This is a genomic window from Enterococcus casseliflavus NBRC 100478 (assembly GCF_001544095.1).
Taxonomy (GTDB): Bacteria; Bacillota; Bacilli; order Lactobacillales; family Enterococcaceae; genus Enterococcus_D; species Enterococcus_D casseliflavus.
Genome location: NZ_BCPT01000002.1, coordinates 281,605 through 308,419, shown reverse-complemented (window position 1 = coordinate 308,419; position 26,815 = coordinate 281,605). Strand labels below are relative to the sequence as shown.

Sequence of the window (26,815 nt, the reverse complement as noted above, 5' to 3'; positions counted from 1 at the left end):
ATGTATCAACATCAATTAACTGTTTTAAAATTGCGACTTCGTTATAATATCATCTGTCGAGCTGTGCGTCAACTACTTTTTTCAATTCTTTTTAGGAATTCATTTAGTCATTTGGCACATGTAATAATATACCAAGACTTGTGCTATTCGTCAACCATAAAATGATTGATAGACCAACGTTTCTAGTTACTCCGTTTCCAAAGATGATTCGTGATTTTTAGTCCGTGATTTCCGCCTTTTTTAAGGACTTTTTCCGTTATTATTAGCCTATCGTTCGTCTTTTTCCTTTTTGTGTTTTCTCAATTCCTATCATTCTTATAAATTTAAGTATGATTTTATCTATTTTGTGGAATATTTGCTAAAATGGAGAAAAGAATATTGTTCCTAGGAGGACCCAGTATGAAAATACTTGTAGCAGATGATGACAAAGAGATCGTAGAACTATTAAGCATTTACTTACACAATGAAGGCTATGAATCGGTCAAAGCATACGATGGAAAAGAAGCACTGACCAAGATTCGCACCACTTCTGATATCGAGCTATTGATCTTAGATATCATGATGCCTGAAATGGACGGCATGCAAGTCGTCAAAGAATTGAGAAAAGAATCCCAAATCCCCATTATTATGTTGACCGCTAAAACAACCGATATGGATAAGATTCGTGGATTGGTCGCCGGTGCTGATGATTATGTCACCAAACCTTTCAATCCATTAGAAGTCATGGCACGGGTAAAATCGTTATTGAGAAGAACCAAGATGCAGGCTGCTTCAAATCAACCAGAGATTCTGGAAGTAAGCTCCCTTATCATCAACCGCGATTCCCATGAAGTAAAAACGGTGGATGGCAATGAGATCCAATTGACCGCATTAGAATTTGGCATCCTCTACTTATTGGCATCGCATCCCAACCGTGTCTTTAGCGCCGATGAGATTTTTGAACGAGTTTGGAAACAAGAAAGTGTCGTTTCTGCCAAAACAGTGATGGTCCATGTCAGTCACTTGCGAGATAAGATCGAAGAAGCCACGGATGGTGAAAAAGTCATCCAAACAGTATGGGGGGTCGGCTACAAAATAGATGCGAAGTAAACCAACTGAAAAAAAGCGCAACACACCAATCGAAAAAAAGAAACGGATCACGTTGACCTCAAAGGAAATCAGTGAGTTATTTGCTGAAGGAATTGTAACGATTGTTCTTTTACTTCTATTAAATGTCGCTATTTTGGTCATCTTGACCTCAATACGAGAAAACTCACCGGTTTTAGTCGAAGCGATCTATGAATCAAAGAATGCGTTCACGGCTGCCTTTAATACAGATATTTTTCGCAGTGGTCGCAACTTCATTCTACCGATGTTCTTCCTATTAGATGTGATCGTCTTATATTGGCGTTTGATTCGACGTTACCATCAAATGCAGCTACGTCACATTATCAGCGAGCTGCACTTTATCGCAGAAGGCAACTACGATCATCGCATCCCCTTCGAGTTACGGGGCGATTTAAGTCGGATCGTTTCTAATATCAATGGCTTAGTCGACAGTACGGTGGCGGCGATCGAAGATGAACGGCGGATCGAGCAATCCAAAGATGAGCTGATCACCAATGTCAGTCATGACATTCGGACACCATTGACTTCGATCATCGGCTACTTAGGTCTAATTGAAGATCGACAATACCATTCGGAAGAAGAATTGCTGAAATATACTCATACGGCGTATGTCAAAGCCAAACAAATGAAATCCCTCGTCGATGATTTGTTTGAATACACGAAAGTGCGTCAGCCTAGCGTGCCCATTAATGTGATGGAATTTGATATGGCCCAGCTGGTTGAACAATTGGCGGCGGACTTTGAATTGGAAGCTAGCCGAAAAGGCATCAAGATCGAAACCTACACCCGTCCAGAGCATATCGAAATGGATGGCGATACCGAAAAACTGGTACGAGTTTTCAACAACCTGCTGTCAAATGCCTTGAAATACGGTAAAGGCGCCGATAAGATCCGCATGGAGGTCGAGAAAGTCGGAACCGAAGCGATCTTAACCGTCAAAAACAATGGGCAGATGATCCCTAAGCAAGCCCTTGATTCTCTATTCGACCGTTTCTACCGAGTGGAAGAATCCCGCTCTCAAGAAACAGGAGGAACTGGCTTAGGTCTAGCGATCGCTCAAAGCATCGTCGCCTTACATGGCGGCTATATCTATGCCAAATCAACGCCAGAATGGACGTCCTTTATTATTCATCTCCCGTTGAAGCGCAACAATTTGTCCAACACACAAACCTATGGTTGACGCCCCAACATTTTTTGGGTATGCTAAAGAAAATAATCAAGGCACAGAACCTAGTATATTTTTTTCATCTAGTAAAGAGAGCTGATGGTTGGTGAAAATCAGTGTTGGAAAAAATAGAATCCAGTTCTTTAACGTGTATTTTTCGAAAGAAAAATCGTTGGCTCACGATACGAGCAGCAAGGGCAGCGCAAGCTGAACTTGGGTGGCACCGCGAATGGTCATTTCGTCCCAAGCAACACGGGATCGGAATGGCCTTTTTTCTATGGAAAAATCAAAGGAGGATGTATCACTATGTTAGATGTAAAAATGATTCGCCAAAATTTTGCTGAAGTACAAAGCAAACTCGCAACACGAGGCGTGCAAAAAGAAGTATTGGACCGCTTTTTAACGCTTGACGAACGTCGCAGAGAACTCTTAGTCCAAACGGAAGAACGCAAGAAATTGCGCAACGATGTTTCTGGTGAGATCGCTGCCTTGAAACGGGCAAAAGAAGACGCGGCTGATAAAATTGCCCAAATGAAAGAAGTCGGCAGCCAAATCAAGCAATTGGATGAAGAGATCGCTCAAATTGATGAAGACATCAAACAGATCGCCACGACATTGCCGAATTTGCCAAATGATTCTGTTCCAGTGGGCAAGGATGAAGACGACAATGTAGAAATCCGCCGCTGGGCAGAACCAAAAACCTTTACCTTTGAACCAAAACCGCATTGGGAGATCGCTGAAGAGTTGGGGATCCTCGACTTTGAGCGGGGCGCCAAAGTTTCTGGCAGCCGCTTTGTTTACTACAAAGGCTCAGGTGCTCGTTTGGAACGTGCCTTATACAACTTCATGCTGGATCAGCATGTCTATGAGCATGGCTATACCGAGATGATCACCCCTTATATCGTCAATAGCCAAGCAATGTTTGGCACTGGGCAATTTCCAAAGTTCAAAGAAGATGTTTTCCAATTGGCAGACACGGATTTGACTTTGATTCCAACTGCTGAAGTACCTTTGACCAATTACTATCAAGGGGAGATCTTAGAACAAGAACAGCTCCCTGCCTACTTCACTGCCTTGAGCCCATCATTTCGTTCAGAAGCTGGCAGCGCTGGTCGTGATACCCGCGGCTTGATTCGTCTGCACCAATTCAATAAAGTTGAAATGGTGAAATTCAGTGATGCTGACCATTCTTATGAAGAATTAGAAAAGATGACGGCTAATGCCGAAGATATTTTGCAAAAACTCAACTTACCTTACCGAGTGCTTAGCTTGTGTACAGGAGATATGGGCTTTTCTGCGGCGAAGACCTATGATTTAGAGGTATGGATACCTGCTCAGGAAATGTATCGTGAGATCAGCTCTTGCTCAAACTGTGAAGATTTCCAAGCACGCCGTGCCTTGATCCGTTACCGCGATCAAGAGGGCAAGATTCACTACATGCATACACTAAATGGTTCTGGTCTGGCTGTCGGTCGGACGGTAGCCGCAGTGCTTGAAAATTATCAAAACGAAGACGGCAGTGTAACGGTACCAGAAGTTCTGGTTCCTTACATGGGCGGACTGACAAAAATCGAAAAAGCCTAAGCCTTAGCACCCTTAATTGCACCCCCTTCGTAACAGTCACTCCACGTGATCTGTTACGAAGGGGTTTTCTAGTTCACCTAATAGATAGTGGTTGCAAAAGACCCCCTAACGCCCTTGATCATTTCTTGCAAGAGAAACAACGCAACAAGGCTGTAATTTTTAAATGGATAATTAGAAAAATCCCTTCATCTTTTTAAGTCTCTATCAGAAACCGGGCATGATCGTTGAAAGTACCTGTGACTTATGGTAACGTGGGCATAATTTAGGATGGAATGAAGGGAGCTACACCAATGCCCGAACGAAAGACCTATGCCCGTCGGAGTGACTTGCACAAGAAACCAAACAATAATCAAAAACGAACAGCGTCAGCTGAAGAAAGACCGAAAGGACCACCCTCGAGAAAGAAGCCGTATCGAAAAGCAATTTTTTCCTTATTCGCCTTATTATTGATCGTTTTGATCGCGACGGCTGGCTCAGTCCTTTACACGTTACACCAGCAAGAAGTCGCAGCCCAAGAAAAATATGAGGCGGCTGCGGAGAAATTACTGGCATCAATCCAAGCAGAACAAAGTCAAAATGGGTTAAAAACAACGCCTGAAGTGCTCTCCAAAGGCGCAACCAAAGAATTGATCTACCGCCCGCAAGACCTTGATACGTTTCCCATCAAAGATATCAAAGAACGGTTGACACAAGCTGCTGATCACTTGCGTAAAAAACAAACGAATAAAGAAGTCGTCACCGTTGCCCGCATCCAAGCACAAGCAGCGGCTTCAAAGGTGTCTACTTATTCATTGAAAGCCGACAGCTATGTGTGGAATCGAGAAACCGGACGTTTTGAAGATGCGGACAGCCTAACGGATGCACCGATCTTCGTATCAGAGAAGACGCAAACCGAATTGTCTTTGAAAGAACTGGTTCCTGATGAAGGCAGCTTATTAGGTATTCAACAAGTCATTCAGCAGAAACTGCTGGATCAAGCCAAAGAACCCGCCAAAATCATCGACGCCGTCTTGGCCATGGAGCGGATCACCTTCGATTCGAAATTTACTTACGATCCAGAGAAGCTGACCATCGAATTGCCAAAAAATCAGACGGGAGCGACGGAAATCACCCTGCCTTACAGCGAGATCGCCCCATTCATTGATCCTGATCTCGTGGCTGCTGACCAACTCAACAATGCCTTGCCAAGTTTAGACCCCAATAAAAAATACGTGGCATTGACCTTTGATGATGGACCCAACAGTACCTCCACCATGGATCTGTTGAACATCTTACAAGAAAATGACGTTAAAGCGACCTTCTTTATGCTGGGACAAATGGTAGAGCAATATCCGCAAGCTGCTAAAAAAGTCCAAGAAGCTGGACACGAGATCGCCAGTCATTCTTACTCTCATCCGCAGCTGAATACTCTTTCAGCGGAAGATTTGCAGGCAGAAGTCACAAAAACCAACAAAGCCATTTATAATGCGACGGGTTTACTACCTAGAAATTTACGGCCCCCTTATGGCGCTATCGACAAACAAAGCGCAGAAACCATTGGCATGCCGATCATTCAATGGGACATCGATTCTCAAGACTGGAAATTGAAGGATCCGAAGAAGGTCAATGCCTTGGTGCAACAAAATGTCTTTAATGGTGCCATGATCTTGATCCATGATATTCACCCGAAATCTGTGAAAGCCGTACCGGGAGTCATTAAAATGCTCAAAAACGAAGGCTACGAATTCGTGACTGTCGATCAATTATTAGAAGCACGGCAAAAACCATTGCATCAATACTTTGGGATGAACGACGAGCGCCTCGTTGACTAAATAAAAAAAGGAACGCAGCAAATTGTCTCTTGCTGCGTTCCTTTTTGGTTATTGGATCGTTCCCTCTTTTTTTAGCCCTTCTTATCCTCATATACATTAGTCACAAAAATTTGGATCAACAGTTCAGCGACAGCTTTTGGCGGCATCGTTGAGAAATCTTTGAGCCAGCGTTCGATCAACCCGATAGACCCGCAGACAAAAAAGCTAAGACACAGTTCCAATTCTTCCTCGGAAGCATCTTGAAAGTATTGGGCAAACCGTTTCAAGGTCTCCGGTTTGATCTCTGACAATAAAAGATTCAGCAAATGGCTGTTGTTTAACAAAATCAAATGGGTCGTACTAGGATTCTCATACAAAATCGTCAACAGCTTTTCCAACCAAAGATCCAATGACAAATTTTCCTGCTGCAAGTTCGATGCGATCTGCTCAACAAGCTCCCCTTCGATTTCCTCCAACAACGCGGCCGTATCCTTATAATATTTATAAAATGTTCCTCGGTTGATATCGGCTCGTTCCGCAATCTCTTTGATCGTGATTTTGCGGTACTCTTTTTCCAACAATAACTCCTGAAAGGCGCGTCGGATCACTTTTTTCGAGTAGATCGTTCGACGATTCCCCACAGTCCCCACCATATCGTTTCCCCTTTTCTCTGTACATTTGATCAATATTTGTCTATTTAATGACAAATACGTAAGCATTGAGGATTGCTCTTACTTTTCTTTCTTAGTATACTAACACCATGTGATTAAATCAACACGTGTTTAAAAAATGGAGGCTTTATTAATGAGTTATGTTGAAGTAAAGAATGAATATAAACGCTATCAGATGGGCGAAACCACCATCACTGCCAACAACGATCTTTCCTTTGCCATTGAAGAAGGCGAATTAGTGGTGATCCTTGGCCCCAGTGGTGCAGGAAAATCGACCGTTTTGAATATTTTAGGTGGGATGGATTCACCAGATGAAGGACAAATCATTATCGACAATGTCGATATCGCGAAGTTTAACGACAAACAGCTGACGGAATACCGCCGCAAAGACGTCGGGTTCGTCTTCCAGTTTTATAATTTGGTGCCGAACCTGACAGCGAAAGAAAACATTGAATTGGCAACAGAAGTCTCACCGAATGCACTCGATCCTGATGAAGTCTTAGCACAAGTCGGGTTAGAAAACCGTAAAAACAACTTTCCTTCGCAGCTCTCTGGTGGGGAACAGCAGCGGGTATCGATCGCTCGGGCGTTAGCCAAAAACCCGAAATTGCTATTATGCGATGAACCAACCGGTGCGCTGGATTTTGAAACAGGCAAACAAGTGTTGAAGCTTTTGCAAAACGCCAGTCGGAAAAACGGCAATACGGTATTGATCATTACCCATAACAGCGCCATTGCCCCGATCGCCGATCGGGTGATCCATATCAACGATGCCACCGTCCGTTCCATTGAAGAGAATCCTCATCCAATCTCGATCGATGAAATCGTTTGGTAGGAGGATCTGATGAAAAATAAAACTTATCTTAAAGCAAGTTTGCGGGAGATTCGCCAATCAAAAGGTCGCTTTATCGCAATCACCTTGATCATTTTTTTAGGAACGTTTCTCTTTGTCGGTGTCAAAGCGACGGGACCGATCCTGAACCATTCCGCGAGTGAATATGTCAACGGTCAGCATTTAGCAGATCTGCAAGTCACTTCCACGCTGGGATTGACGGAGGACGACATTGATGCGGCGGAAAAAAGCGGTGCTCACACAGAAGCCGCCTATCAATTTTATTACGCTGCCAATTCAGATGAAGTCGTGCAAGTGACCTCTTATGATCCCTCACAGGAACTCAACCAGCTACTGGTGAAGGACGGCCGACTGCCAGAAAAAGCCGATGAAATCGTGCTGGACACCGAAGCAAAAAATTATGGCTGGCAAATAGGGGATACTTTTACGATCGATGATGCCGATAATCTGTCGGACAAAGACTATACGATCGTTGGGTTCGCCACCTCTCCCATTTATATCAGTGCTGCCGAACGTGGCTATGCGAATGTCGGCAGCGGTGTCGTGACGTATTTTGCTTATGTACCGGAAGAACAGTTCAAGATGGAGGTCAAATCGATCCTTTATCTCGCCTTTGATGATGTCGCAGGCCTTGAAACATACTCCGATGCGTATACCGACAAGATGGCAGCCCATCAAGAAACGATTGAGGAACTGTTTGCGGATCGCCCTAAAGAACGCTTAGCAGAAATTCAGCAAGATGCTTTTGATGAATTAGCGCCTGCAGAAAAAGAAGTCCGCGATGGACAAAAACAGTTAGCTGATGGACAAGCCCAACTGGATCAGGCCAAAGCGGAACTAGAACAACAGCAAGCCGCCTTGGCACAGCTGCCGCCCGTACAACAAGCAGCCCTCGAAGGCCAATTGACCGCTGGGGAAGAAGAGTTGACACAGCAGCAAACCCAATTAGAGGAACAGCAACAAGAACTAACCGATGCCCAACAAACACTGGCAGAAAAACGTACAGAGATCGAAGACTTGGCAGAACCTACGTATCTTTACAACCAACGCAAAGACAACCCCGGTTTCCAAGAGTATGGCGGGCTGTCTGATCGCATCGCAGCGATCGCCAATGTGTTTCCTGTCTTCTTCTTCTTTATCGCTGCGTTGATCACCTTTACGACACTGACGCGGATGGTAGAAGAAAACCGCAAAGAGATCGGTACCTTAAAAGCGATGGGCTATGGCAAAGTCGAGATCTCCCTTAAATATTTGATTTATGCCCTCCTGTCTTCGGCCATTGGCATTATCAGTGGTGCCGTATTAGGGACGGAACTGTTGCCGCGTTTGATTTATTTTCTATCCAGCGAACGGTATCTTTTAGACGGGATTCGCGTCTATTATGTCTGGTCGCCAATTATTTTGGCCGCGATCGCCTTTTTACTGGCGACGCTCGGTGCTTGCCTCTTTGTTTTGATCAAAGAATTGCGGGAAAAACCTGCCCAGCTACTGCAAGTTCGGGCGCCAAAACCTGGGAAACGGATTTTATTAGAGGCCATTACGCCCTTATGGTCACGTTTAAGCTTCAATCAAAAAGTCAGCTTCCGTAACATCTTCCGCTACAAATCGCGAATGATCATGGCAATCATTGGCATCGCCGGCTGTACGGGACTGATGGTGGCAGGCGTTGGGTTGAAAGATTCCTTAAGTGCTGTGACTGCGAAACAATTTGGGCCCATTACGGATTATCAAGCCGTCGTGACCTTAAATGATGCGAAGGAAGAAACCGTTGCTGCCGCTGAAACGGTTTTAACAGACGATCCTCTTGTGACCCATTCGATGCTAGTCTACAATGAAACGATCGAGATTCGACCAGCTAACCAAGGAAAACAAAGTTTGACCTTGATGGTTCCGGCAGATCAAGAAGCTTTTACCGACTATGTCCATTTGAAAACGACGGAAGGGCAGAAGCTGCCATTAACAGAAGGCGCCGTACTGACTATGAAATACGCAGAATTGTATGATCTGCAGGTTGGGGATACATTGACCTTCTATACTAGCGATCAAGAAGCTTTTGAAGTACCTATCAGCGGCATCGCAGAAAACTATTTAGGCAATTCTCTATATCTGTCACCGACTCTTTACGAAGAAATCACCGACAGTGCCTTCGAACCGAATGCGTTCTTAGTCAAAAGCAAGACGATGACGAAAAAACAAGAGGAAGCTTTATCAACAGCCTTGTTAGATACCGACAAAGTCAAAAACACGACGTTCCTTTCCACTCAGATCAAAATGCAGGATGATTCGATGGGCAACTTGAACTCCATTGTCTTGATCTTAGTTGTACTATCAGGGGCATTAGCCTTTGTCGTCTTGTATAACTTGACCAACATCAATGTTTCCGAGCGGATTCGCGAGCTTTCTACTATTAAAGTATTAGGGTTTTACAATAAAGAAGTCACCATGTACATCGTACGGGAAAATATCGTCTTTACGTTATTTGGGATTCTCGCAGGCTACGTAGTAGGTTACTTCTTGACTGACTTTATTTTGATCCAAGCTTCGATGGAAAACATGGTCTTTCCATTAGTGATCAATTGGCCGGCCTATGCTTTAGCCGGCGGCATGACGATTCTCTTTACGATCATCGTGATGTACGTCACCCATGTGAAACTGACTCATGTCAACATGATCGATGCGTTGAAATCAAACGAATAAGCTGCTGCTAAAGCGATTTGCTGATCATCCAGCAGCGATTTTAAAGAAAAGGACGCCACTCTTGCCTAGATAGCTGAGAGTGACGTCCTTTTTTGAACAAATAATCCCCTCTGTCCATTTTTGAACAGAGGGGGCGTTGGTTTTCACGTGAAACATTTTATGATTTTACAGAGTAGTTTGGTGCTTCTTTCGTGATTTGAACATCGTGGGGATGTGATTCTTTTAGTCCGTTGCCGCTCATTTGGATGAATTGTGCTTCATCACGTAATTGCTGTAGATTGCCAGCACCGACATAACCCATCCCTGATTTCAACCCGCCGATCATTTGGAAGATGATATCAGAAACGCTGCCTTTATAAGCGACACGCCCTTCAATGCCTTCTGGAACCAATTTGTTGGCTTCGTTTACGCCACCTTGGAAGTAACGGTCGCTGGAGCCTTTTTCCATTGCCCCCAATGAACCCATTCCGCGGTAGGTTTTGAAGCGACGGCCTTGATAGATTTCAAATTCACCTGGTGATTCATCGGTTCCTGCCAACATGCTACCTAGCATTACGGCATGTCCGCCAGCTGCTAAAGCTTTGACGATATCCCCAGAGTATTTGATCCCACCATCGGCAATGATTGCTTTGCCGTATTGACGTGCCACAGAGGCTGCATCATAGATCGCGGTCAATTGAGGAACTCCGACACCGGCTACCACCCGAGTAGTACAGATCGAACCTGGACCGATCCCAACTTTTACGACATCGACACCAGCATCATACAATGCTTTCGTGCCTTCTGCAGTGGCAACATTTCCAGCAATCAATGTCGCTTCTGGGAAATGCGCGCGAATTTCAGAGATTTTGCGTAAAACACCCGCACTGTGTCCGTGGGCAGTATCAATAACGATCGCGTCCACGCCTGCATCCAATAATGCTTGTGCTCGCTCAAAGGTATCGCTGGTAACGCCGACTGCTGCTGCCACTAATAGGCGTCCATGCGTGTCTTTGGCTGCATTCGGGAATTCGATCACTTTTTCAATATCTTTGATAGTGATCAAACCGCTTAAGATCCCTGCTTCATCAACGATCGGTAATTTTTCGATCTTGTGTTGTTGTAAGATTTTTTCAGCGTCTTTCAAAGACGTACCGACAGGTGCTGTGATCAATTGGTCTTTGGTCATCACATCATTGATCGGCATCATATAATCCGTGACAAAACGCATGTCGCGGTTCGTGATGATACCGACTAATTTGCGGTTTTCCATCGTTTCTACGATCGGTACCCCGCTGATGCGGTACTTGCTCATCAAATGTTCTGCATCAGCAACTAAGTGGCTTGGTGTTAAGAAAAACGGATCGATGATCACGCCGCTTTCCGAACGTTTTACTTTGCGCACTTCATCTGCTTGCGCTGCGATACTCATGTTTTTGTGAATCACGCCAAGTCCGCCTTGACGCGCCATTGAGATCGCCATTTTACTATCAGTTACGGTATCCATACTGGCACTTATGATTGGAATATTTAGTGTAATATTCGGGGCAAGCTGCACTTTCATATCCACGTCATTTGGCAAGACGTGACTTTCTGCCGGAATCAATAAGACATCATCAAACGTTAACCCTTTTTTTACAAATTTGGTTTCCCAGTTGGACATTTTTGTAACCACTCCTTAAAGTTTTTAGGTATTTTAAAAAAAATAGCAAAGATTTTTTCATAAGTCAACCATTCGGAAAGCTTTCTTAATAATCCTCTTCAAACCTTTGGTCAAATCTCATAATTCGCCATTTTTTCTAAAAAAACACGCTGATCGTACGGTCTTTTTTAACAAAAGAAGGCGCACGATCAACGTGTAGCCATCAGCCTCTAGGAACAGACAGACTGCTGATGATATTGTATTTGCGTTTCAAGTAGTACTTCGCGGCTAATGCCACTGCCCCGATCAAGGCTTCGATCACAGGATCCACTTGTGGATTCAATGGTGGTTGGATCATCGCAGAAAGCGAGATCACAACGATCCATAGCATGAAGGCTGCGACTAAAATCAAAATGATCTTCCACATCTTCGGCCGTTTGCTCTTATCGGCACCTGGGCGTTCATATTGATACATGTATTTGTACATCAAGTAGAAGACCCAACCAGCAAGCATCGCCATCAAGAAGAGGGTCAATAAGCCATAAGGTTGTGCTTGACCTCTAGTAAAGATCCCCATGACCCCTAACATCAAGCCAAAGATCCCTAAAATCAGCAAGGTGTTATCCAACCACATCAAGAAGGGGCCGGATTCTTTTTGCTCAACGGGTTTGTTGATGATGGCTTCGGTGCGTTCAGACACTGTACCAAATAATTGGCGGGCTGTTTTGCCGCCTTTTTGTTCTTTGACTAAGACCGGCAGCATCTCATGCAAGGCAATCGTTTTTTCTTCTTCAGAAAGGTTGGCTGCCTCTAGCGATTTTTTTAAATCAAATATATATTGTTGGTTTCGTTTTGTTAATTGTTGTTCTAATTCACGATTTTCGGAAACATAATTTCGCAGAGTTTCTGGTTCCATGAATTGATTCTCCCTTCTGCGTTTTCTTCACAATGGACATTTTACCACAAATTCACTGGGAAGAAAGCCCTTTATACGTTAAAACGGAACAACATCACGTCGCCATCTTGCACGACATAATCTTTTCCTTCCAAACGTACCCGACCGGCTTCTTTGGCCGCTTGCATCGTGCCGTATTGGTTCAGATCTTCAAAGGAAACAGTTTCCGCACGAATAAAGCCGCGCTCAAAGTCCGTATGGATGATCCCCGCTGCTTGCGGTGCTTTTATGCCTTTACGGAACGTCCACGCACGCACTTCTTGTTCACCAGCGGTAAAGTACGTTGCTAGACTCAGTAAATCATAGGCAGCACGAATCAATTGATCCAACCCTGATTCTTCAATTCCTAATGCTTCTAAAAACTCTGCTTTGTCTTCTTCTTCCAGCTCAGCGATCTCTTCTTCGGCACGAGCACTGATGACGATCACTTCCGCATTTTCGCTCGCTGCAAATTCCTTCACTTTGTTGACATAGTCATTGGTTTCATAGTCTGCCACGTCTTCTTCTGCTACGTTGGCAACGTATAAAACTGGTTTGGTCGTTAGTAAAAACAAACTTTTGACGATGCGCTGTTCTTCATCTGTAAATTCGATCGAACGAGCTGAGATCCCTTCTTCTAGGACCGGTTTGATTTTATCAAGAACGGCCAATTCCGCAACCGCATCTTTGTCTTTGGTTTTGGCAATTTTTGCGACCCGAGTATAGCGCTTGTTGACGGATTCTAAATCCGCTAAAACCAACTCCAAGTTGATGGTGTCGATATCAGCTAATGGGTCCACGCGGCCTTCCACGTGGGTGATGTTGTCGTCGTCGAAACAACGAACGACATGACAGATCGCATCCACTTGGCGGATATGGCTCAAAAATTGGTTCCCTAATCCTTCCCCTTTGCTGGCACCGCGGACGATTCCGGCAATATCCGTAAATTCAAAGGTGGTTGGGACCGTCTTTTTCGGACGGACTAATTCTGTTAAACGCTGTAAGCGCCAATCTGGCACTTCCACCATTCCTACATTCGGATCGATCGTCGCAAACGGGTAGTTTGCGGCTTCTGCTCCTGCTTTGGTTATTGCATTAAATAAAGTAGATTTGCCCACATTTGGCAATCCAACGATTCCGGCAGTTAACGCCATGCTTCACTTCACTCTTTCTCTTTTTTTTCTAGGATTTTCTTCATCTTTTTATCAAATTCTCGGCGCGTCATCATGACGATGTGGCCGCAATTCGTACACTTTATTTTGATGTCTGCCCCCATGCGGATGATTTCCCAACGATTGGCTTTGCAGGCATGCGGTTTTTTCATTTCGACAATATCCCCAAGATCATACATCTTTATCACCTCAAGCTTCATCAAATTGAATGTTCAATAAATCTAAAATACGGGTTAAATCTTTTTGTGACAGGTATTCGATCTCGATTTTGCCTTTGCCTTCTTTTTCGCGGATCTCGACATTCGTGCCGAATTTATCCATCAACCGTTCTTCGCTTTCTCGTAAATAGTACGGTTTTTCCCGAATCAGACGCGGCACTTTTTTCTTTTCGTTCTTCGTGTCGTTCATCTCAGCGACCATTTGTTCTAATTGGCGGACTGTCAGATTTTCTTTGACACAACGATTGGCTAATTTTAAGATCTGTTCTTTATTTTTCAAACCTAATAATGTCCGGGCTTGTCCCATAGACAAACGGTCATCTTGAACCATTTCTTTGACGAGTTTCGGCAAGGACAGTAACCGCAAATAATTGGCGATATACGGGCGGCTTTTCCCTAAACGTTCAGCGACTTGTGCTTGGGTCAATTTCAAGTTCTTCATCAGCATGTCATAGGCTTCTGCTTCTTCTAAAGGATTTAAATCTTCCCGCTGCAAGTTTTCTAAAACGGCGACTTGCATCATCGCTTCTTCATCAAAATTGCGGATGATGGCTGGGATCGTTTCCTTGCCAGCTAGTTTGGACGCTCGAAACCGGCGTTCACCAGCAATGATCTCATAGCCTTTGACGGATGATTGCCGCACGATGATCGGTTGAAAGACCCCCGAATGCTGGATCGAATTGGCTAGTTCTTGTAATGAAAGCTCATCAAAGGTTTTTCGCGGTTGATAAGGGTTGGGTCTTAATTCGTTTAAAGGCAGTTCAACGACTTTTTCTGCCTTGATATCGACTTCTTCTAACCCTTGCAGGTCTTGAAACAACGCATCGATCCCACGCCCTAATCCTTTCCCTTTATTCTTCACGGGCTAACACTTCCTTTGCTAACGTCTGATAGACTTCGGCTCCTTTTGAGCGTGGATCATAATCAATGATCGACAATCCATGACTAGGTGCTTCAGACAACCGGATATTCCGCGGAATAATGGTTTCATATACTTTTTCTTGGAAATAGCGGCGGACTTCTTCCACGACTTCCGCGCCTAAGTTCGTACGGGCATCATACATCGTCAGTAAGACCCCTTCGATCTCTAACTCAGGGTTAAAATGTTTTTGTACTAAACGCACGGTATTCAATAGTTGGCTCAGCCCTTCTAATGCATAGTACTCACATTGGACTGGGATCAAAATCGAATCACTGGCGGTAAAGGCATTGATCGTCAAATGACCTAAAGATGGCGGGCAATCGATAAAGATATAATCGTATTGTTCTTTGATTTCATTCAAAGCTGATTTCAATCGAGATTCCCGTGCCATCATGGAGGTCAATTCAATTTCCGCACCAGCTAATTGGATCGTCGCTGGAACGATATCCAAGTTTTCTCGGCTGCTAGGTAAAATCGCTTCAACGATCGGTGTTTCATTGACTAATACATCATAGATGTCTTGTTCCACATCTGGTTTGCGAATGCCGACACCGCTTGTGGCGTTGCCTTGGGCATCAATATCTACGAGTAACACTTTTTTGCCGACAAATGCTAAGGACGCACCTAGGTTCACCGTTGTGGTGGTTTTGCCTACGCCGCCTTTTTGGTTTGCAACAGAAATAATACGGGCCATTGATTTTCCTCCTATTTGATTGGTTGTTTCGCTGGCATTCCCGGTTTGCGGGGGTATTTCTTTGGCGTTTCTTTTTTCTTTTGAATGATCAAAAGATGGCGTTCATCGCCGCTGACCGGTAAGGTAAAGCTTTTTTCTTCAATAAATTTGCCGCCTAAGAGTGAGATGGCTGGTTTGGCTTCAACCAGTTCTTCCTCGCTTTTGGCAGCTTTGAGCGCATAAAAATAGCCTGCTTTTTTCACCAATGGCACACAGAGTTCCGTTAACACATTCAAACGGGCAACCGCACGAGCAGTCACATAATCGAATTGCCCACGAAATTGCGGGTTTTGACCAAATGTTTCTGCACGGTCATGGTACAAGTGGACATTTTCCAATTGTAGATCCGTCACAAGGGTTTGTAAAAAGGTGATGCGCTTATTTAAAGAGTCGACGATCGTCACTTCTAATTCAGGAAACACGATTTTTAGTGGAATACTTGGAAAGCCAGCACCTGAACCGACATCACACAAATGACTTTGCGGGTCAAAGGCGGTTTCAAAAGCTAAGGAAACAGAATCGTAGAAATGCTTCAAATACACTTCTGATTTTTCCGTGATTGCGGTTAGATTCATCTTCTGATTCCATTCGACTAAACGCTCGAAATAGACAGCGAATTTTTCCATTTGTTCTTCGGTTAAAACGATCCCGTTTTTGCGTAATTCTTCATGAAATTCTTCAGGTAGCATAACGAATCCTTTCTATTTTGTGAAACAGAAAAATGTTTCACAGACTAGTTCCTACTTTAACGCAAAAAGCAATGTGATGCAATAGCCAGACATTGCTTTCTAGGAGAATTTACCATTTTTTAACTGGGGCTTTAAGGTTGGTTTAAGGCGGAAGAATTATACTCATTTCAATCCAAAAAACTTTTTTCATTTTTCCTTGACCAGCGAGGCTGCCAACCCTCCTGATCAGCTTTTTTCTCAAAGAAACAAGCATTGATCACAGGATCAATGCTTGTTTTTGTTTCATATGAAACTTTTTTATTTCACCCGGGGCTCGTTGTATTCTTCGATACGATCAGACGCGCGGGAAGCCGCATGTTTGGCTTTGTTGGTTTGACGTGAAGCAAAGTCGCCGGTTTTAGATGCAGCTGACGATACTTTGTCTTGAACCGTTTCTTGTTCCTCTTCGTATTCAGCGATCGTTTTTACATCTACAACATTGATGTTGACTTCGATAACTTCTAATTGGGTCATTGTCGTTACTTCTTTTTGGATGACTTCTTTGACTTGGTCAGCGATTTCTGGGATGTTGCGGTCGTATTCAACCACGATATCTAAATCAACGGCTACTTGTTTTTTCCCTACTTCGGTATTGATACCCGCAGTCACATTGTCTGTATTGACTAATTTTTCCGCAATGTTAGAGAAGAAACCACCATCGACCGTCAACAGACCATCCACGTGTTCTAATGCGATCCCGATGATTTTTTGGATCACTTTGTCATCATAGGTCAATGAACCATGAACAGGTGCGTCGCCAGTTGGTCCTTCAAAATCGTTGTGGCCAGGTTTTGGCGGTGCTGGATGATGTCCTGCTGGATTTGGATTTCCTGGTGCTGGATGATCCCCTGGTTTTGGTCCGTTTTGTTGTCCTGCTACTGCTTTTTCAGCATTTGGTACCACTGGATCTGGTGCTTCAGTCATCGGAATCGCATTTTCATTTGCTTGATGATTGGTGTTAGGAACCACTGGATCTGGATGTGCGCTGACTTTTTTATCATTGTTTAATTCGTTTTTATCGTTATTCATTAAAAATTCCTCCTATTAAAATGCGTTATTGTTGGTTAAAAAATTCGTCGATGATACCGGTACGTTGGAGATACAATCCTAACGCAAAACCCAAACCTGTTAGGAGTAGAATCAGCAATGTTTTGAAAAAACCGATCGTTACAAACAACACAGCCAGAACAAGGCCGATTGCTCCAAAAATCAATGGGATTTTGTATTGTTGTAGTTCGTTCATCATAGCCCTCCTATTCTACTCGCGGGTTTTCCGGAGTCTCATTTTGTTCAAAATTCGCGTAGTTGACTTCGACTTTGACTTTCTCACTTGAACCAAGCACTCGTTGGACATCTTGTTGGATTTCCGCCATTAAGTTTTCGGTTTTGCCGACTAAGGCAGACGTCCGTTTCAAGCGTCCTTTGATTTTAATCAAAATTCGATTTTTGGTCGCCTTGACATGAACTTTTGGTCCTTCAACAAATTCTTTTTCATTTACTTTCGTACGTACAAGTCCTTCGATTGCTTTCTTATCGATCGTCAATGCGCCCTTATCCTCTTTCAAAACAAAGGTCGTTTTGGTTTTTGGATAAAAAAGCACGACTAAGATCACGATCAAGAATAAGGCGATCAAGACAACAGCTACCCAAAACATATATTGACGCATAAACAAGTTGTCAAAGAAATACGTGACGACATTGCCTCTGCTGTCCAAACCAAATGGCAGCTCCATATAAGGATTACTCATTAATACGATTGGTAATAAGACAGTGATAAAGATCAACGAAACGATGATTGATACGATTTTCCACCCTTTACTCATAGGACACCTCCTCCTTTTTCTCCAATTTTTGATAAGCTTACAAGTTGATGGCTTCTCCGCCGGTAACACCATAAATCTGTGCTGTCACATAGCTAGCTTTATTCGAAGCTAAAAAGACATAGACAGGTGCCAGCTCAGCTGGTTGTCCTGCCCGCTCAAGTAACGCTTGCTGACCAAATTCAGGCAGCTGGTCTTGCGGTTGGCCATGATCTAACTGTAATGGTGTCCAGATCGGTCCTGGGGCTACCCCATTGACGCGAATTCCTTTTTCAGCAAATTGTTTCGCCAAGCTGACTGTAAAACTGGCGATCGCCGATTTGGTTGCCGCATAATCCATTAAATGGGCACTTGGACTAAAGGCTTGGACAGAAGTCGTTGTCACGATCGCTCCCCCAGCCGGTAAGTGCGGCTCAGCAGCTTTGACTAATGCAAACATGGAGATAATGTTTACCATAAAGGTATCTTTCACTTGTTCAATCGGTAATTCTGCAATCGATGGCCGCGTGATTTGCTGTGCTGCGTTCAATACTAATGTATCTAACCCACCTAATGCTGCCACCGCTTTGTCAACGATCTCTTGTGGTGCCGCTTCGTCTCGCAGGTCATAGGGGAGCAAAATCACTTTGCGCCCAGCTTCTTTGATGTACCCTGCAACTTCTTCGGCATCTTCTTCTTCTCCTGGGAAAAAGTGTAGGGCAATGTCTGCTCCTTCACGGGCGAAGGCAATCGCTGCTGCACGTCCGATCCCAGAATCCCCACCGGTGATCAGTACACGCCGGTTTTCTAACTGCTGACTTCCCTCATAAGATTCTTCACCACAATCAGGTTTTGGTCGCATTTCTTCTTGTAAAGCAGGCGTATCTTGTTCCTGTTTGCTGTATTTACCCGTGTGATAAAGTTCCCGTGGATCAGTCAAAATAGGTTCACTCATTCTTACGTCCTCCTTTTCTCTATAATAAAATTCTAAACCATTCATTTTTTTTTGGGAAATATAACGCTTTGTTAACAAAAATAAATCATCGTTTATTAGAAAATGAAAAAAGAAAGTGCCCCCATTTTTGACCAGAAATCAAATAATTTCCCTTTTTTATAGAAGGGGGTAAACTAATAAGTAGTAACTGGTAGTACCTGTAAAAGGGAACCCCTAAGAAAATGACCTTGGATCAAGAAAAAGGAGGAAACAAAGAATGCCTTGGAATGTCCGTGATTATCCTGCGTCAATGAAGAATCTAGACCCCTTAGTTCGTAAAAAAGCGATCGATATCGCCAATGCCCTGCTAGCCGATGGCTATTCGGATGATCGGGCAATCCCGATCGCCACGAGTCAAGCAGAAAAATGGTATGACAATGCAGATGAAGAGGAGAAGAAAGCTTTTCAGAAAGAAAAAAATCCGCAAAAAGACGATACCCATCAAACCAATAAGAATGCGGAAAAATTAATGGATGCGGATGTAGAAGTTGTGTATGAAGACGACCAATGGCAAGTCCGTTCCAAAGGGGCGAAACGTGCCAGTGATCATTTCGACAAGAAAGCAGATGCCATCGCCCGTGCCAAAGAAATCGCCGAAAACAAAGAATCCGTGGTGAACGTTTATAAGAAAGACGGCGACCATCAAAAGGATATTGATTTGAGAGAATAAAATTGGCTGCAAAAAAGCGGAAGGAGGTCTTACCTTTGTCGTTTGAGCTGCGCGAAACGTTGCCTACTCTTTCGCTTTTTTGTTTCCTTTCACAGCTAGGTTTGATTAAAACTAAAGCAACCGTTTCTTTTAAAAAGCAGCAGTTCGTTGTCAGAAACCTAAAAAACGAAGACCTTTTGAATGAACCATCACTTTTAAAATTTCTCGACATCCTAAAAAATAACCTATGAAATGCTGATCTAGCAACAGTTGTGAACCATCCGTTACCTCTGTAAACTAGCTTGTGCTTTCTTTAACTAAATAAACCTTGTATACTTGAATTATTAAAAGTACAAGGAGTGGTGTTTGTGAAAAAATTATTTTTTGTGCCGTTTATTTTTCTTTGTTTCCTCTTTGCTCTCCCAGCTGCCGCCCAGACAGTGGAAGAACCTGAACTCGTTTATGACTTAGCATCAGATAGTCCCTATAAGCAGCTGATCACGGTAGATGAAGAAGGCAACGAGGTGATTTTGACCATTGAAAAATTGCCGTCATTCCGAGCAAATCTGGCAGCGGGAACGTATCGTGTGTCAAAAACATCCGCAGGTAATTGGACCGCTAGTTATAATGTAACGGTCAATAGCCGCAATCAATTTACAGGCACTTCGAATTTAAGTTTAGTTGCTCACAGAGGAAGTATCACTTCTAGTTCATTAACTCACACGTCCACCAAAGCCACCTGTACGTTTAAGCAAAAAGCAGGTATAATCACTACCAATGGGAGTGTCGTAACCACGATCTCAAATGGGAAGCTAGTTGTTAAATAGCAGATAGGAGCATACATTGGCTTTAGCAGAACAATTAAAAAGCTGTCGCGAGTCTTCCGGATTGTCGCAAACAGCAGTCGCAGAAAAATTACAGATTTCACGCCAGTCGATTTCAAAATGGGAAAATGGGCGCGGCTATCCAGATATTGAGAATTTGATTTTGTTGAGCGATCTCTACCAAGTCTCGATCGATGAGCTTTTACGTGAGAACGAAGCCTTAAAAGAGCGGATCGAAACCAACAATCAAGAAATCAACGACAAGAAAGAAAAATTGTCGTTACTCCAAAGAACGATGGCAGCAGATAAAGATGAAAGTCTGCTCTTGCTACTGTTAGCTGGAATCGGCTCCTTTCTTTTTCCTTTAGGACTGATCTTAGATGGCTTTGTTTTATGGCGTAACAAAAAAGCCAATAATTTTTATGTATTGATCTATATCGTCTGTGCCTTCTCGATTTTCTTGAATTTGTACGATGGCTATGTCCATCTCAGCAACATCATGAATTGGGGAACCACTACGATTGAAAAAGTGGAATAACTTTATTATTAAGACAAAAAGCCCGCTGCGAATTGTTTTCGCAGCGGGCTTTTGACACTCTATTTACCATTTATAAATTGGTTTTTCAAAGAATATTAACCGTCTTTAGTTAACCTTGGCAATCTTCCCTTGCTCGATATACACCATCAAAATACTGATATCAGCTGGGTTTACTCCGCTGATACGGCTCGCTTGGGCGATGGTTTCGGGTTGGATTTTTTGCAGTTTTTGTTTGGCTTCTGTTGCCAAGCCATTGATAGCGGCATAGTCGATGTTTTCAGGAATGCGTTTGGCTTCCATCCGTTTGAGTTTCTCCACTTTTTCGAGAGCTTTTTTGATATAGCCTTCGTATTTGATTTGGATCTCGACTTGTTCGATCTCTTTTGGCTTCAATGCTTCATTGGCTTCGATAAATTGTAGCATTTCGGCATACGTCACTTCAGGCCGACGCAAGAATTCATTTGCTAAAACGCCATCTTTCAAGGTAGCCGTCCCTTTAGCAGTCAAATACGCTTGTACTTCTGGCGTTGGTTTGATGCGGATCTTGGATAAACGTTTAATTTCTGCTTCAACAGCTTCTTTTTTCGCTACATACGCTTCGTATTGTGCTTCTGGGACGAGCCCGATTTGATGTCCCACTTCGGTCAAACGCAGATCCGCATTATCATGACGCAGCAATAAGCGGTATTCGGCACGAGAGGTCAATAAGCGGTAAGGTTCATTGGTTCCTTTGGTCACCAAATCATCGATCATCACACCGATATAACCGTCGCTGCGTTTCATAATGAAGGGTTCTTTGCCTTGAACTTTCAAAGCAGCATTGATGCCTGCGATCAAGCCTTGACCGGCCGCTTCTTCATAGCCGCTGGTTCCGTTGGTTTGTCCTGCCGTAAAGAGGTTTTCGATGACTTTGGTTTCTAATGTTGGACGCAATTGATGAGGCACCACGACATCATATTCAATGGCGTAGCCCGTCCGCATCATTTCCGCTTTTTCTAAACCTGCGATGGAATGCAGCATTTGAACTTGGACATCTTCTGGCATAGAAGTAGAAAGCCCTTGAACATACACTTCTTCGGTGTTCAACCCTTCTGGTTCCAAGAACAGTTGGTGACGAGATTTGTCTGCAAAACGCACGATTTTGTCTTCGATAGATGGGCAATAACGGGCACCTACTCCTTCAACGATCCCTGTAAACATCGGCGCCCGGTGTAAATTCTGGTTGATGATTTGGTGCGTCCCTTCGTTCGTATAGGTCAACCAGCAAGGTTCTTGGTTTTGATTGTAGGCTTCATCGGGTGTGCTGTAACTAAAGTGATTCGGTTGTTCATCGCCAGGCTGGATCTCCGTTACCTCATAGTTGATGGTGCTGGATTTCACCCGCGGTGGTGTACCCGTTTTAAAACGAGCGATCTCTAGGCCAAGCTCTTTCAAATGATCGGCTAGTCCAATCGATGGCTGGGAGTTGTTTGGTCCAGAAGAATACTTCAACTCTCCAATGATGATCTCTCCTCGCAACGCTGTTCCCGCAGTGATCACTACAGATTGGGCTTGGTAACGAGCGCCTGTAGAGGTCACGACGCCACGGCATTCGCCTTCTTCAACGATCAGCTTTTCAACGATTCCTTGGCGCAGTGTCAGATTGGCTTCTTTTTCGATCGTTCGTTTCATTTCAGCCGCATAGGCATGTTTATCGGCTTGCGCCCGCAAGGCCCGCACAGCGGGACCTTTTCCTGTATTGAGCATCCGCATTTGGATGTAGGTTTTGTCGATATTTTTGCCCATTTCTCCGCCTAAAGCATCGATTTCGCGCACCACGACGCCTTTTGCTGGTCCGCCGACGGAGGGATTACAAGGCATGAATGCGACCATGTCTAAGTTGATGGTCAGCAAGAGGGTTTTTGCCCCCATTCGGCTGGCTGCCAAGGCAGCTTCTGATCCGGCATGGCCGGCACCAACAACGATCACGTCATAACTTTCTGCTTGATATTCTTGCATGGTGTTCTCCTTTTTACGCCAGTGGCGCATTCTTTATTTTCCTAAACAAAACTGACTGAACAATTGGGTGATCAACTCATCTTGAACACTGTCGCCGACAACTTCTCCTAGATAGTCCCAGCAGCGTGTCATATCGATTTGAACCAAGTCGACAGGCATTCCTGCTTCGATCCCTTGGATGACCTCAGACAACGACTGAACGGCATTTTCTAATAAGGCAATGTGGCGAGTATTAGAAAGATAGGAAGCATCCTTATCGGTGGTCTTGCCCCCAAAGAATAGATCGGCAATGGCTTGTTCCAGTTGGTCTAAGCCTTCGTTGGTCAACACAGAGACAGAAAAAATCGGTTCATCTGCTGCGTACTGTGCTAGCTCAGCGGGTGCTAATTTTGGCTCAAGGTCGGTCTTATTCAATAAGATGATCCGACGGCTGCCAGCAGTCAGCTCCAGCAATTGTTTGTCTTCCTGGGTCAATCCTTCGCTTTGGTTGAGAACCAGCAAAATCAACTCCGCTTCTGCCAATGCTTTGCGGCTGCGTTCGACCCCGATTTTCTCAACGACATCTTCTGTTTCGCGGATACCAGCCGTATCGATCAGTTTCAACGGTACCCCGCGAACATTGACATACTCTTCAATGACATCTCGAGTCGTACCAGCAATGTCTGTCACGATGGCTTTTTCTTCCCTTAATAAATGGTTCAATAAGCTGGATTTACCGACATTCGGCCGACCGATGATCGCAGTACTCAAACCTTCTCGCAAAATTTTTCCTTGTTGGGCAGTCGCTAATAAGGCTTGGATCTGCCCTTTGACCATCGTGGCTTTTTCTAACAATAAGCGGGTCGTCAATTCTTCCACATCATCGTATTCAGGGTAATCGATATTCACTTCAACTTGTGCCAGCGTCTCTAAAATCTCTTGGCGTAAAGTCCGAATCAAGTGGGAAAGATTGCCATCCAGCTGATTGACAGCGAGATTCATCGCCTTATCGGTCTTGGCACGAATCAAGTCCATCACCGCCTCGGCTTGAGAAAGGTCAACCCGTCCGTTTAAAAAGGCCCGCTTGGTGAATTCTCCCGGCTCAGCCAACCGTGCGCCTTGTCGCAAAACCAGCTGCAAGAGTTGATTGACGACAACAATCCCGCCGTGGCAGTTGATCTCGACGACATCTTCTCGGGTAAAGGTCCGCGGCTTTTTCATCACTGATAGCATCACTTCATCCATCAAACGGTTTTCTTCTGGGTCCACGATATGACCATAATGGATCGTATGACTAGGGACTTGGGCGAGGGTTTTAGTGCCTGCTTGAAAAATCCGATCCGCAATTGCGATCGCTTCTTCCCCGCTTAATCGCACAATACTGATGGCCCCTTCGCCTGGCGGGGTGGAAATCGCGGCAATCGTATCAAATTCTTGCGTTATATTCGCCATGTTGCTTGCTCCTCCTATTTTTTCACATAAAAAAAGTGCCCACTCCACCCGTCAAATTGATTGAAAATCAATAAAAACGAGTAGACTTAGCACTTTGACTGCTTGTCAATTAAATTCTGGAAATAGATTAGCACATTTTTGCGTGAGTCGCAAGCTTCCTTCAAAAACTTTTAAATTTTGCATCTGTCCGCAAAAACCTTTAAAATAAAAGCAAAGAATAAGAAAAGAGGGATCTATTATGGAAACCATCAAATCATCAAACAGCGCTGCTCGCATTAAAGAAATCATTTTATCGACAGGAAACGTGAATCGGCCTTACGTCGTGCGGGATATCGTCTTTGCGGCAGACAAAATCGAAGTAGATCTATTTGATACATCTGTGAATTTGAACGACCTGTTGGCAGATGTGACCTATCGCTTAAAAGAAACCGCCCACAGCTACGGAGCGAATGCAGTGATCAACTGTCATTTCGAACATGACCGCATCGTCGAAGGCGACAAAACCTACCTTGAGATCTTTGCCTATGGTACAGTGGTTCAATTTACTCAATCAACCATCGGCGGCTAATTGCCTCTATCATCAAAGAAAAATACAAAAAAGAGTCCGCGGCATACGGACTCTTTTTTGATACCAAAGGCTGACCTACGTAACGTATGTTGACTTTGATAAGAATGATTTCTAGTCAAGGATACTTGGTTTTAAATTTGTTGTCAATCGCTTTTTCCCATCAAAAAAGGGAAAGGCTTGTCAGACCGCCTTTCCCTTTTTTCATTAAATTCGTTTGTCCGCAGGTTCCACTACTAAGTAGCGATACGGTTCATCCCCTTCAGAATGAGTTTGAACATACGCATCTTTACTCAAAACTGAATGGATCTGCTTTCTTTCAAACGCCGGCATCGGTTCTAAAAAGACTGGGCGGCCTGTTCGTTTGACTTTTTCAGCAGTACGGCTAGCCAAACGTTCTAAGATCGCTTGACGTTTTTCACGGTAATCTCCGACATTCACTACAATCGACAATTTGTTTTTCGCGATGCGGTGAATATACACTTGCGCCAAATATTGCAGTGCATTCAAGGTTTTGCCGTGCTTCCCAATCAAAATGCCTTGTTTTTGCGTTTCTAAATGAAAGACGACCACGCCGTCTTGACGAGCGGTTTTTACTAAGGCGGGTGCATTCAATGCTTTTGAAATATTTGTCAGATAGAGTCCCAGCTGAGCCAGCGCTTCCTCATCTGAAAGATCCGTCAGCAAAACAGGTTCGCTCGCTGCTGCTTCCATCACACTGCTTGCATCCTCTGTCGTCACAGGATCTGGTTCTACCAGCGGTTTTGCTGGTACTTCTTCAACGGGTGCCGGTTCTTCAACGATTCGTTTTTCAATGGAGACCCGTGCTTGTTTTTTTCCTAGACCCAAGAAGCCTTTTTTTCCTTCATCCAGGACTTCGATTACTGCTTGATCTTTGGTGATACCAAGGACTTGCAATCCCTCTTGAATTGCTTCATCTACTGTCAGATTTTCATAAATCGGCATTGCAGTGCAACCTCCTCTTATTTTTTCCGTTTCTTTTTAGGACTCATTGCTTTTTTCAGCGCACGTTCACGCTCGCGTTCTTTGCGGGCAGCTTCTTCTCTTTCTTGGCGAATCTTGAATGGGTTATTTAAGATCATTGTTTGCACAACTTGGAATGCATTGGAAACGACCCAGTACAAGGAAAGACCGCTGGCAATGTTGATCCCCATCAGTAAGATCATCATCGGCATAGCGAAATTCATGATTTTCAGACTCGCATTTGATTCCACTTGGCTCATACTTGATAAGTAAGTACTTGCAAAAGTAAAGAGCGCCGCTAAAATCGGCAAGATGAAGTATGGGTCACGATCACCCAGCTGCAGCCATAAGAATTTTCCTTCTTGCAGAGCAGGAACCCGTGAGATCGATTGCCACAAGGCCATCAAAATCGGCATTTGTACCAATAATGGCAGACAGCCGGCATAAGGATTGACATTGTTTTCCGCATACAAACGTTGTGTTTCTTCTTTTAACTTGCTTTGTGTTTCTGTATCTTTTGACGCATATTGCTGTTGCAGCGCTTTTAACTTCGGTTGTAATTCTTGCGTTTTGCGCATGCTTTTGGTTTGAAAGTGCATCAACGGCATCAAAATGACCCGAATGATCAATGTAAAGAGGATGATCCCGATCCCGGCATTGCCGAAGGAGAGGGCTTTGATCGCCTCTGCAAAATAATAAACGATGTAACGGTCCCATAGACCAGTACTTTGTGCATTTACTTCACCTGTTGCACCGCAGGCAGATAAGACAACTACTAATGAGAGAACTCCCAAAAATAGTAAGACGCGTTTCCCTTTTTTCACGTAACTAATTCCTT

General features: G+C 44.0%; 26 protein-coding genes and 1 other annotated feature. Of the genes, 10 read left to right on the top strand and 16 right to left on the bottom strand.

Translation table 11 applies throughout. The annotated features are described in order from the left end of the window. Window positions 1–399 precede the first annotated feature (399 nt). From croR to ECA1_RS03270, 4 genes are all read left to right on the top strand, one after another. On the top strand, window positions 400–1,089 hold the full coding sequence (croR, locus tag ECA1_RS03285; RefSeq protein WP_008376963.1) for a response regulator transcription factor CroR: 690 nt from the start codon (window positions 400–402) through the stop codon (window positions 1,087–1,089). Then, entirely contained in the window at window positions 1,079–2,287 is a 1,209-nt protein-coding gene (locus ECA1_RS03280; RefSeq protein ID WP_005226244.1) for a sensor histidine kinase, read from the top strand. The genes croR and ECA1_RS03280 overlap by 11 nt, the downstream gene beginning before the upstream one ends. A 35-nt stretch (window positions 2,288–2,322) precedes the next feature. Further along, window positions 2,323–2,521 (top strand) — a binding site (T-box leader). Between the two features lie 57 nt (window positions 2,522–2,578). Next, a complete protein-coding gene (gene serS, locus ECA1_RS03275; RefSeq protein ID WP_060791713.1) occupies window positions 2,579–3,856 on the top strand; it encodes a serine--tRNA ligase in 1,278 nt (425 codons plus the stop codon). A gap of 290 nt (window positions 3,857–4,146) precedes the next feature. Continuing rightward, on the top strand, window positions 4,147–5,667 hold the full coding sequence (locus tag ECA1_RS03270) for a polysaccharide deacetylase family protein (protein ID WP_060791712.1): 1,521 nt from the start codon (window positions 4,147–4,149) through the stop codon (window positions 5,665–5,667). A gap of 71 nt (window positions 5,668–5,738) precedes the next feature. Here ECA1_RS03270 and ECA1_RS03265 read toward each other — a convergent pair whose 3' ends face one another. Then, on the bottom strand, window positions 5,739–6,365 hold the full coding sequence (locus tag ECA1_RS03265; protein WP_060791711.1) for a TetR/AcrR family transcriptional regulator: 627 nt from the start codon (window positions 6,363–6,365) through the stop codon (window positions 5,739–5,741). A gap of 85 nt (window positions 6,366–6,450) precedes the next feature. On the opposite strand from ECA1_RS03265, the gene ECA1_RS03260 reads away from it, so the two are divergent. Further along, the gene (locus tag ECA1_RS03260; RefSeq protein WP_010748457.1) at window positions 6,451–7,152 is read left to right on the top strand and encodes an ABC transporter ATP-binding protein; all 702 of its coding nucleotides are present in this window, start codon (window positions 6,451–6,453) and stop codon (window positions 7,150–7,152) included. A gap of 9 nt (window positions 7,153–7,161) precedes the next feature. Further along, window positions 7,162–9,867: an ABC transporter permease gene (locus tag ECA1_RS03255; RefSeq protein ID WP_060791710.1), complete on the top strand. Its 2,706-nt coding sequence runs from the start codon at window positions 7,162–7,164 to the stop codon at window positions 9,865–9,867. A gap of 157 nt (window positions 9,868–10,024) precedes the next feature. On the opposite strand, the gene guaB is transcribed toward ECA1_RS03255, so the two are convergent. The 11 genes from guaB to ECA1_RS03200 form a co-directional block, all read right to left on the bottom strand. Next, complete coding sequence (gene guaB / locus ECA1_RS03250) at window positions 10,025–11,509, bottom strand: IMP dehydrogenase (protein ID WP_060791709.1); 1,485 nt, start codon at window positions 11,507–11,509, stop codon at window positions 10,025–10,027. A gap of 202 nt (window positions 11,510–11,711) precedes the next feature. Beyond that, on the bottom strand, window positions 11,712–12,404 hold the full coding sequence (locus tag ECA1_RS03245; RefSeq protein WP_005226251.1) for a DUF1129 domain-containing protein: 693 nt from the start codon (window positions 12,402–12,404) through the stop codon (window positions 11,712–11,714). A 71-nt stretch (window positions 12,405–12,475) separates the two neighbouring features. Next, window positions 12,476–13,576 (bottom strand): redox-regulated ATPase YchF, encoded by a 1,101-nt coding sequence (gene ychF / locus ECA1_RS03240; protein ID WP_060791708.1) that lies wholly within the window; start codon window positions 13,574–13,576, stop codon window positions 12,476–12,478. A gap of 8 nt (window positions 13,577–13,584) precedes the next feature. Next, complete coding sequence (locus tag ECA1_RS03235; protein WP_005226253.1) at window positions 13,585–13,773, bottom strand: DUF951 domain-containing protein; 189 nt, start codon at window positions 13,771–13,773, stop codon at window positions 13,585–13,587. 10 nt (window positions 13,774–13,783) lie between these two features. After that, window positions 13,784–14,674: a ParB/RepB/Spo0J family partition protein gene (locus ECA1_RS03230; protein WP_060791707.1), complete on the bottom strand. Its 891-nt coding sequence runs from the start codon at window positions 14,672–14,674 to the stop codon at window positions 13,784–13,786. Continuing rightward, window positions 14,664–15,428 carry a ParA family protein gene (locus tag ECA1_RS03225; protein WP_005226255.1) on the bottom strand — a complete coding sequence of 255 codons (765 nt, stop codon included), beginning with the start codon at window positions 15,426–15,428 and terminating at the stop codon, window positions 14,664–14,666. Before ECA1_RS03225 ends, ECA1_RS03230 begins: the two co-directional genes overlap by 11 nt. Before the next feature lie 11 nt (window positions 15,429–15,439). Beyond that, window positions 15,440–16,156, bottom strand: coding sequence for a 16S rRNA (guanine(527)-N(7))-methyltransferase RsmG (gene rsmG, locus ECA1_RS03220; RefSeq protein ID WP_005226256.1), 717 nt, complete (start codon window positions 16,154–16,156; stop codon window positions 15,440–15,442). 297 nt (window positions 16,157–16,453) lie between these two features. After that, window positions 16,454–17,224: an Asp23/Gls24 family envelope stress response protein gene (locus ECA1_RS03215; RefSeq protein ID WP_010748461.1), complete on the bottom strand. Its 771-nt coding sequence runs from the start codon at window positions 17,222–17,224 to the stop codon at window positions 16,454–16,456. 25 nt (window positions 17,225–17,249) lie between these two features. Continuing rightward, a complete protein-coding gene (locus ECA1_RS03210; RefSeq protein ID WP_005226258.1) occupies window positions 17,250–17,441 on the bottom strand; it encodes a DUF2273 domain-containing protein in 192 nt (63 codons plus the stop codon). Between the two features lie 7 nt (window positions 17,442–17,448). Further along, window positions 17,449–18,018, bottom strand: coding sequence for an alkaline shock response membrane anchor protein AmaP (amaP, locus tag ECA1_RS03205; RefSeq protein ID WP_060791706.1), 570 nt, complete (start codon window positions 18,016–18,018; stop codon window positions 17,449–17,451). A 37-nt stretch (window positions 18,019–18,055) separates the two neighbouring features. Further along, the gene (locus ECA1_RS03200; protein WP_005226260.1) at window positions 18,056–18,949 is read right to left on the bottom strand and encodes an SDR family oxidoreductase; all 894 of its coding nucleotides are present in this window, start codon (window positions 18,947–18,949) and stop codon (window positions 18,056–18,058) included. A gap of 256 nt (window positions 18,950–19,205) precedes the next feature. On the opposite strand from ECA1_RS03200, the gene ECA1_RS03195 reads away from it, so the two are divergent. From ECA1_RS03195 to ECA1_RS03180, 3 genes are all read left to right on the top strand, one after another. Further along, entirely contained in the window at window positions 19,206–19,658 is a 453-nt protein-coding gene (locus tag ECA1_RS03195) for a DUF2188 domain-containing protein (RefSeq protein ID WP_005226261.1), read from the top strand. Window positions 19,659–19,996: 338 nt separating this feature from the next. Continuing rightward, a complete protein-coding gene (locus tag ECA1_RS03185; protein WP_060791704.1) occupies window positions 19,997–20,464 on the top strand; it encodes a DUF5626 family protein in 468 nt (155 codons plus the stop codon). Window positions 20,465–20,480: 16 nt separating this feature from the next. Next, complete coding sequence (locus ECA1_RS03180) at window positions 20,481–20,999, top strand: helix-turn-helix domain-containing protein (protein WP_005226263.1); 519 nt, start codon at window positions 20,481–20,483, stop codon at window positions 20,997–20,999. A gap of 105 nt (window positions 21,000–21,104) precedes the next feature. Here ECA1_RS03180 and mnmG read toward each other — a convergent pair whose 3' ends face one another. Beyond that, window positions 21,105–22,997 carry a tRNA uridine-5-carboxymethylaminomethyl(34) synthesis enzyme MnmG gene (gene mnmG, locus ECA1_RS03175; RefSeq protein WP_060791703.1) on the bottom strand — a complete coding sequence of 631 codons (1,893 nt, stop codon included), beginning with the start codon at window positions 22,995–22,997 and terminating at the stop codon, window positions 21,105–21,107. A 33-nt stretch (window positions 22,998–23,030) separates the two neighbouring features. Continuing rightward, window positions 23,031–24,428, bottom strand: a complete 1,398-nt coding sequence (mnmE, locus tag ECA1_RS03170) for a tRNA uridine-5-carboxymethylaminomethyl(34) synthesis GTPase MnmE (RefSeq protein WP_034859087.1) — start codon at window positions 24,426–24,428, stop codon at window positions 23,031–23,033. A gap of 238 nt (window positions 24,429–24,666) precedes the next feature. On the opposite strand from mnmE, the gene ECA1_RS03165 reads away from it, so the two are divergent. Next, window positions 24,667–24,996 carry a heavy metal-binding domain-containing protein gene (locus tag ECA1_RS03165; RefSeq protein ID WP_005226284.1) on the top strand — a complete coding sequence of 110 codons (330 nt, stop codon included), beginning with the start codon at window positions 24,667–24,669 and terminating at the stop codon, window positions 24,994–24,996. Window positions 24,997–25,200: 204 nt separating this feature from the next. On the opposite strand, the gene jag is transcribed toward ECA1_RS03165, so the two are convergent. Beyond that, the gene (gene jag / locus ECA1_RS03160; protein ID WP_005226285.1) at window positions 25,201–25,959 is read right to left on the bottom strand and encodes an RNA-binding cell elongation regulator Jag/EloR; all 759 of its coding nucleotides are present in this window, start codon (window positions 25,957–25,959) and stop codon (window positions 25,201–25,203) included. Window positions 25,960–25,976: 17 nt separating this feature from the next. Next, complete coding sequence (locus tag ECA1_RS03155) at window positions 25,977–26,801, bottom strand: YidC/Oxa1 family membrane protein insertase (RefSeq protein WP_010748469.1); 825 nt, start codon at window positions 26,799–26,801, stop codon at window positions 25,977–25,979. Window positions 26,802–26,815 lie beyond the last annotated feature (14 nt).

Coding starts and splice junctions, on each gene's coding strand:
- croR (WP_008376963.1), top strand. CDS start 400: ATGAAAATACTTGTAGCAGATGATGACAAAGAGATCGTAGAACTATTA.
- ECA1_RS03280 (WP_005226244.1), top strand. CDS start 1,079: ATGCGAAGTAAACCAACTGAAAAAAAGCGCAACACACCAATCGAAAAA.
- serS (WP_060791713.1), top strand. CDS start 2,579: ATGTTAGATGTAAAAATGATTCGCCAAAATTTTGCTGAAGTACAAAGC.
- ECA1_RS03270 (WP_060791712.1), top strand. CDS start 4,147: ATGCCCGAACGAAAGACCTATGCCCGTCGGAGTGACTTGCACAAGAAA.
- ECA1_RS03265 (WP_060791711.1), bottom strand. CDS start 6,365: ATGCTTACGTATTTGTCATTAAATAGACAAATATTGATCAAATGTACA.
- ECA1_RS03260 (WP_010748457.1), top strand. CDS start 6,451: ATGAGTTATGTTGAAGTAAAGAATGAATATAAACGCTATCAGATGGGC.
- ECA1_RS03255 (WP_060791710.1), top strand. CDS start 7,162: ATGAAAAATAAAACTTATCTTAAAGCAAGTTTGCGGGAGATTCGCCAA.
- guaB (WP_060791709.1), bottom strand. CDS start 11,509: ATGTCCAACTGGGAAACCAAATTTGTAAAAAAAGGGTTAACGTTTGAT.
- ECA1_RS03245 (WP_005226251.1), bottom strand. CDS start 12,404: ATGGAACCAGAAACTCTGCGAAATTATGTTTCCGAAAATCGTGAATTA.
- ychF (WP_060791708.1), bottom strand. CDS start 13,576: ATGGCGTTAACTGCCGGAATCGTTGGATTGCCAAATGTGGGCAAATCT.
- ECA1_RS03235 (WP_005226253.1), bottom strand. CDS start 13,773: ATGTATGATCTTGGGGATATTGTCGAAATGAAAAAACCGCATGCCTGC.
- ECA1_RS03225 (WP_005226255.1), bottom strand. CDS start 15,428: ATGGCCCGTATTATTTCTGTTGCAAACCAAAAAGGCGGCGTAGGCAAA.
- rsmG (WP_005226256.1), bottom strand. CDS start 16,156: ATGCTACCTGAAGAATTTCATGAAGAATTACGCAAAAACGGGATCGTT.
- ECA1_RS03215 (WP_010748461.1), bottom strand. CDS start 17,224: ATGAATAACGATAAAAACGAATTAAACAATGATAAAAAAGTCAGCGCA.
- ECA1_RS03210 (WP_005226258.1), bottom strand. CDS start 17,441: ATGATGAACGAACTACAACAATACAAAATCCCATTGATTTTTGGAGCA.
- amaP (WP_060791706.1), bottom strand. CDS start 18,018: ATGAGTAAAGGGTGGAAAATCGTATCAATCATCGTTTCGTTGATCTTT.
- ECA1_RS03200 (WP_005226260.1), bottom strand. CDS start 18,949: ATGAGTGAACCTATTTTGACTGATCCACGGGAACTTTATCACACGGGT.
- ECA1_RS03195 (WP_005226261.1), top strand. CDS start 19,206: ATGCCTTGGAATGTCCGTGATTATCCTGCGTCAATGAAGAATCTAGAC.
- mnmG (WP_060791703.1), bottom strand. CDS start 22,997: ATGCAAGAATATCAAGCAGAAAGTTATGACGTGATCGTTGTTGGTGCC.
- mnmE (WP_034859087.1), bottom strand. CDS start 24,428: ATGGCGAATATAACGCAAGAATTTGATACGATTGCCGCGATTTCCACC.
- ECA1_RS03165 (WP_005226284.1), top strand. CDS start 24,667: ATGGAAACCATCAAATCATCAAACAGCGCTGCTCGCATTAAAGAAATC.
- jag (WP_005226285.1), bottom strand. CDS start 25,959: ATGCCGATTTATGAAAATCTGACAGTAGATGAAGCAATTCAAGAGGGA.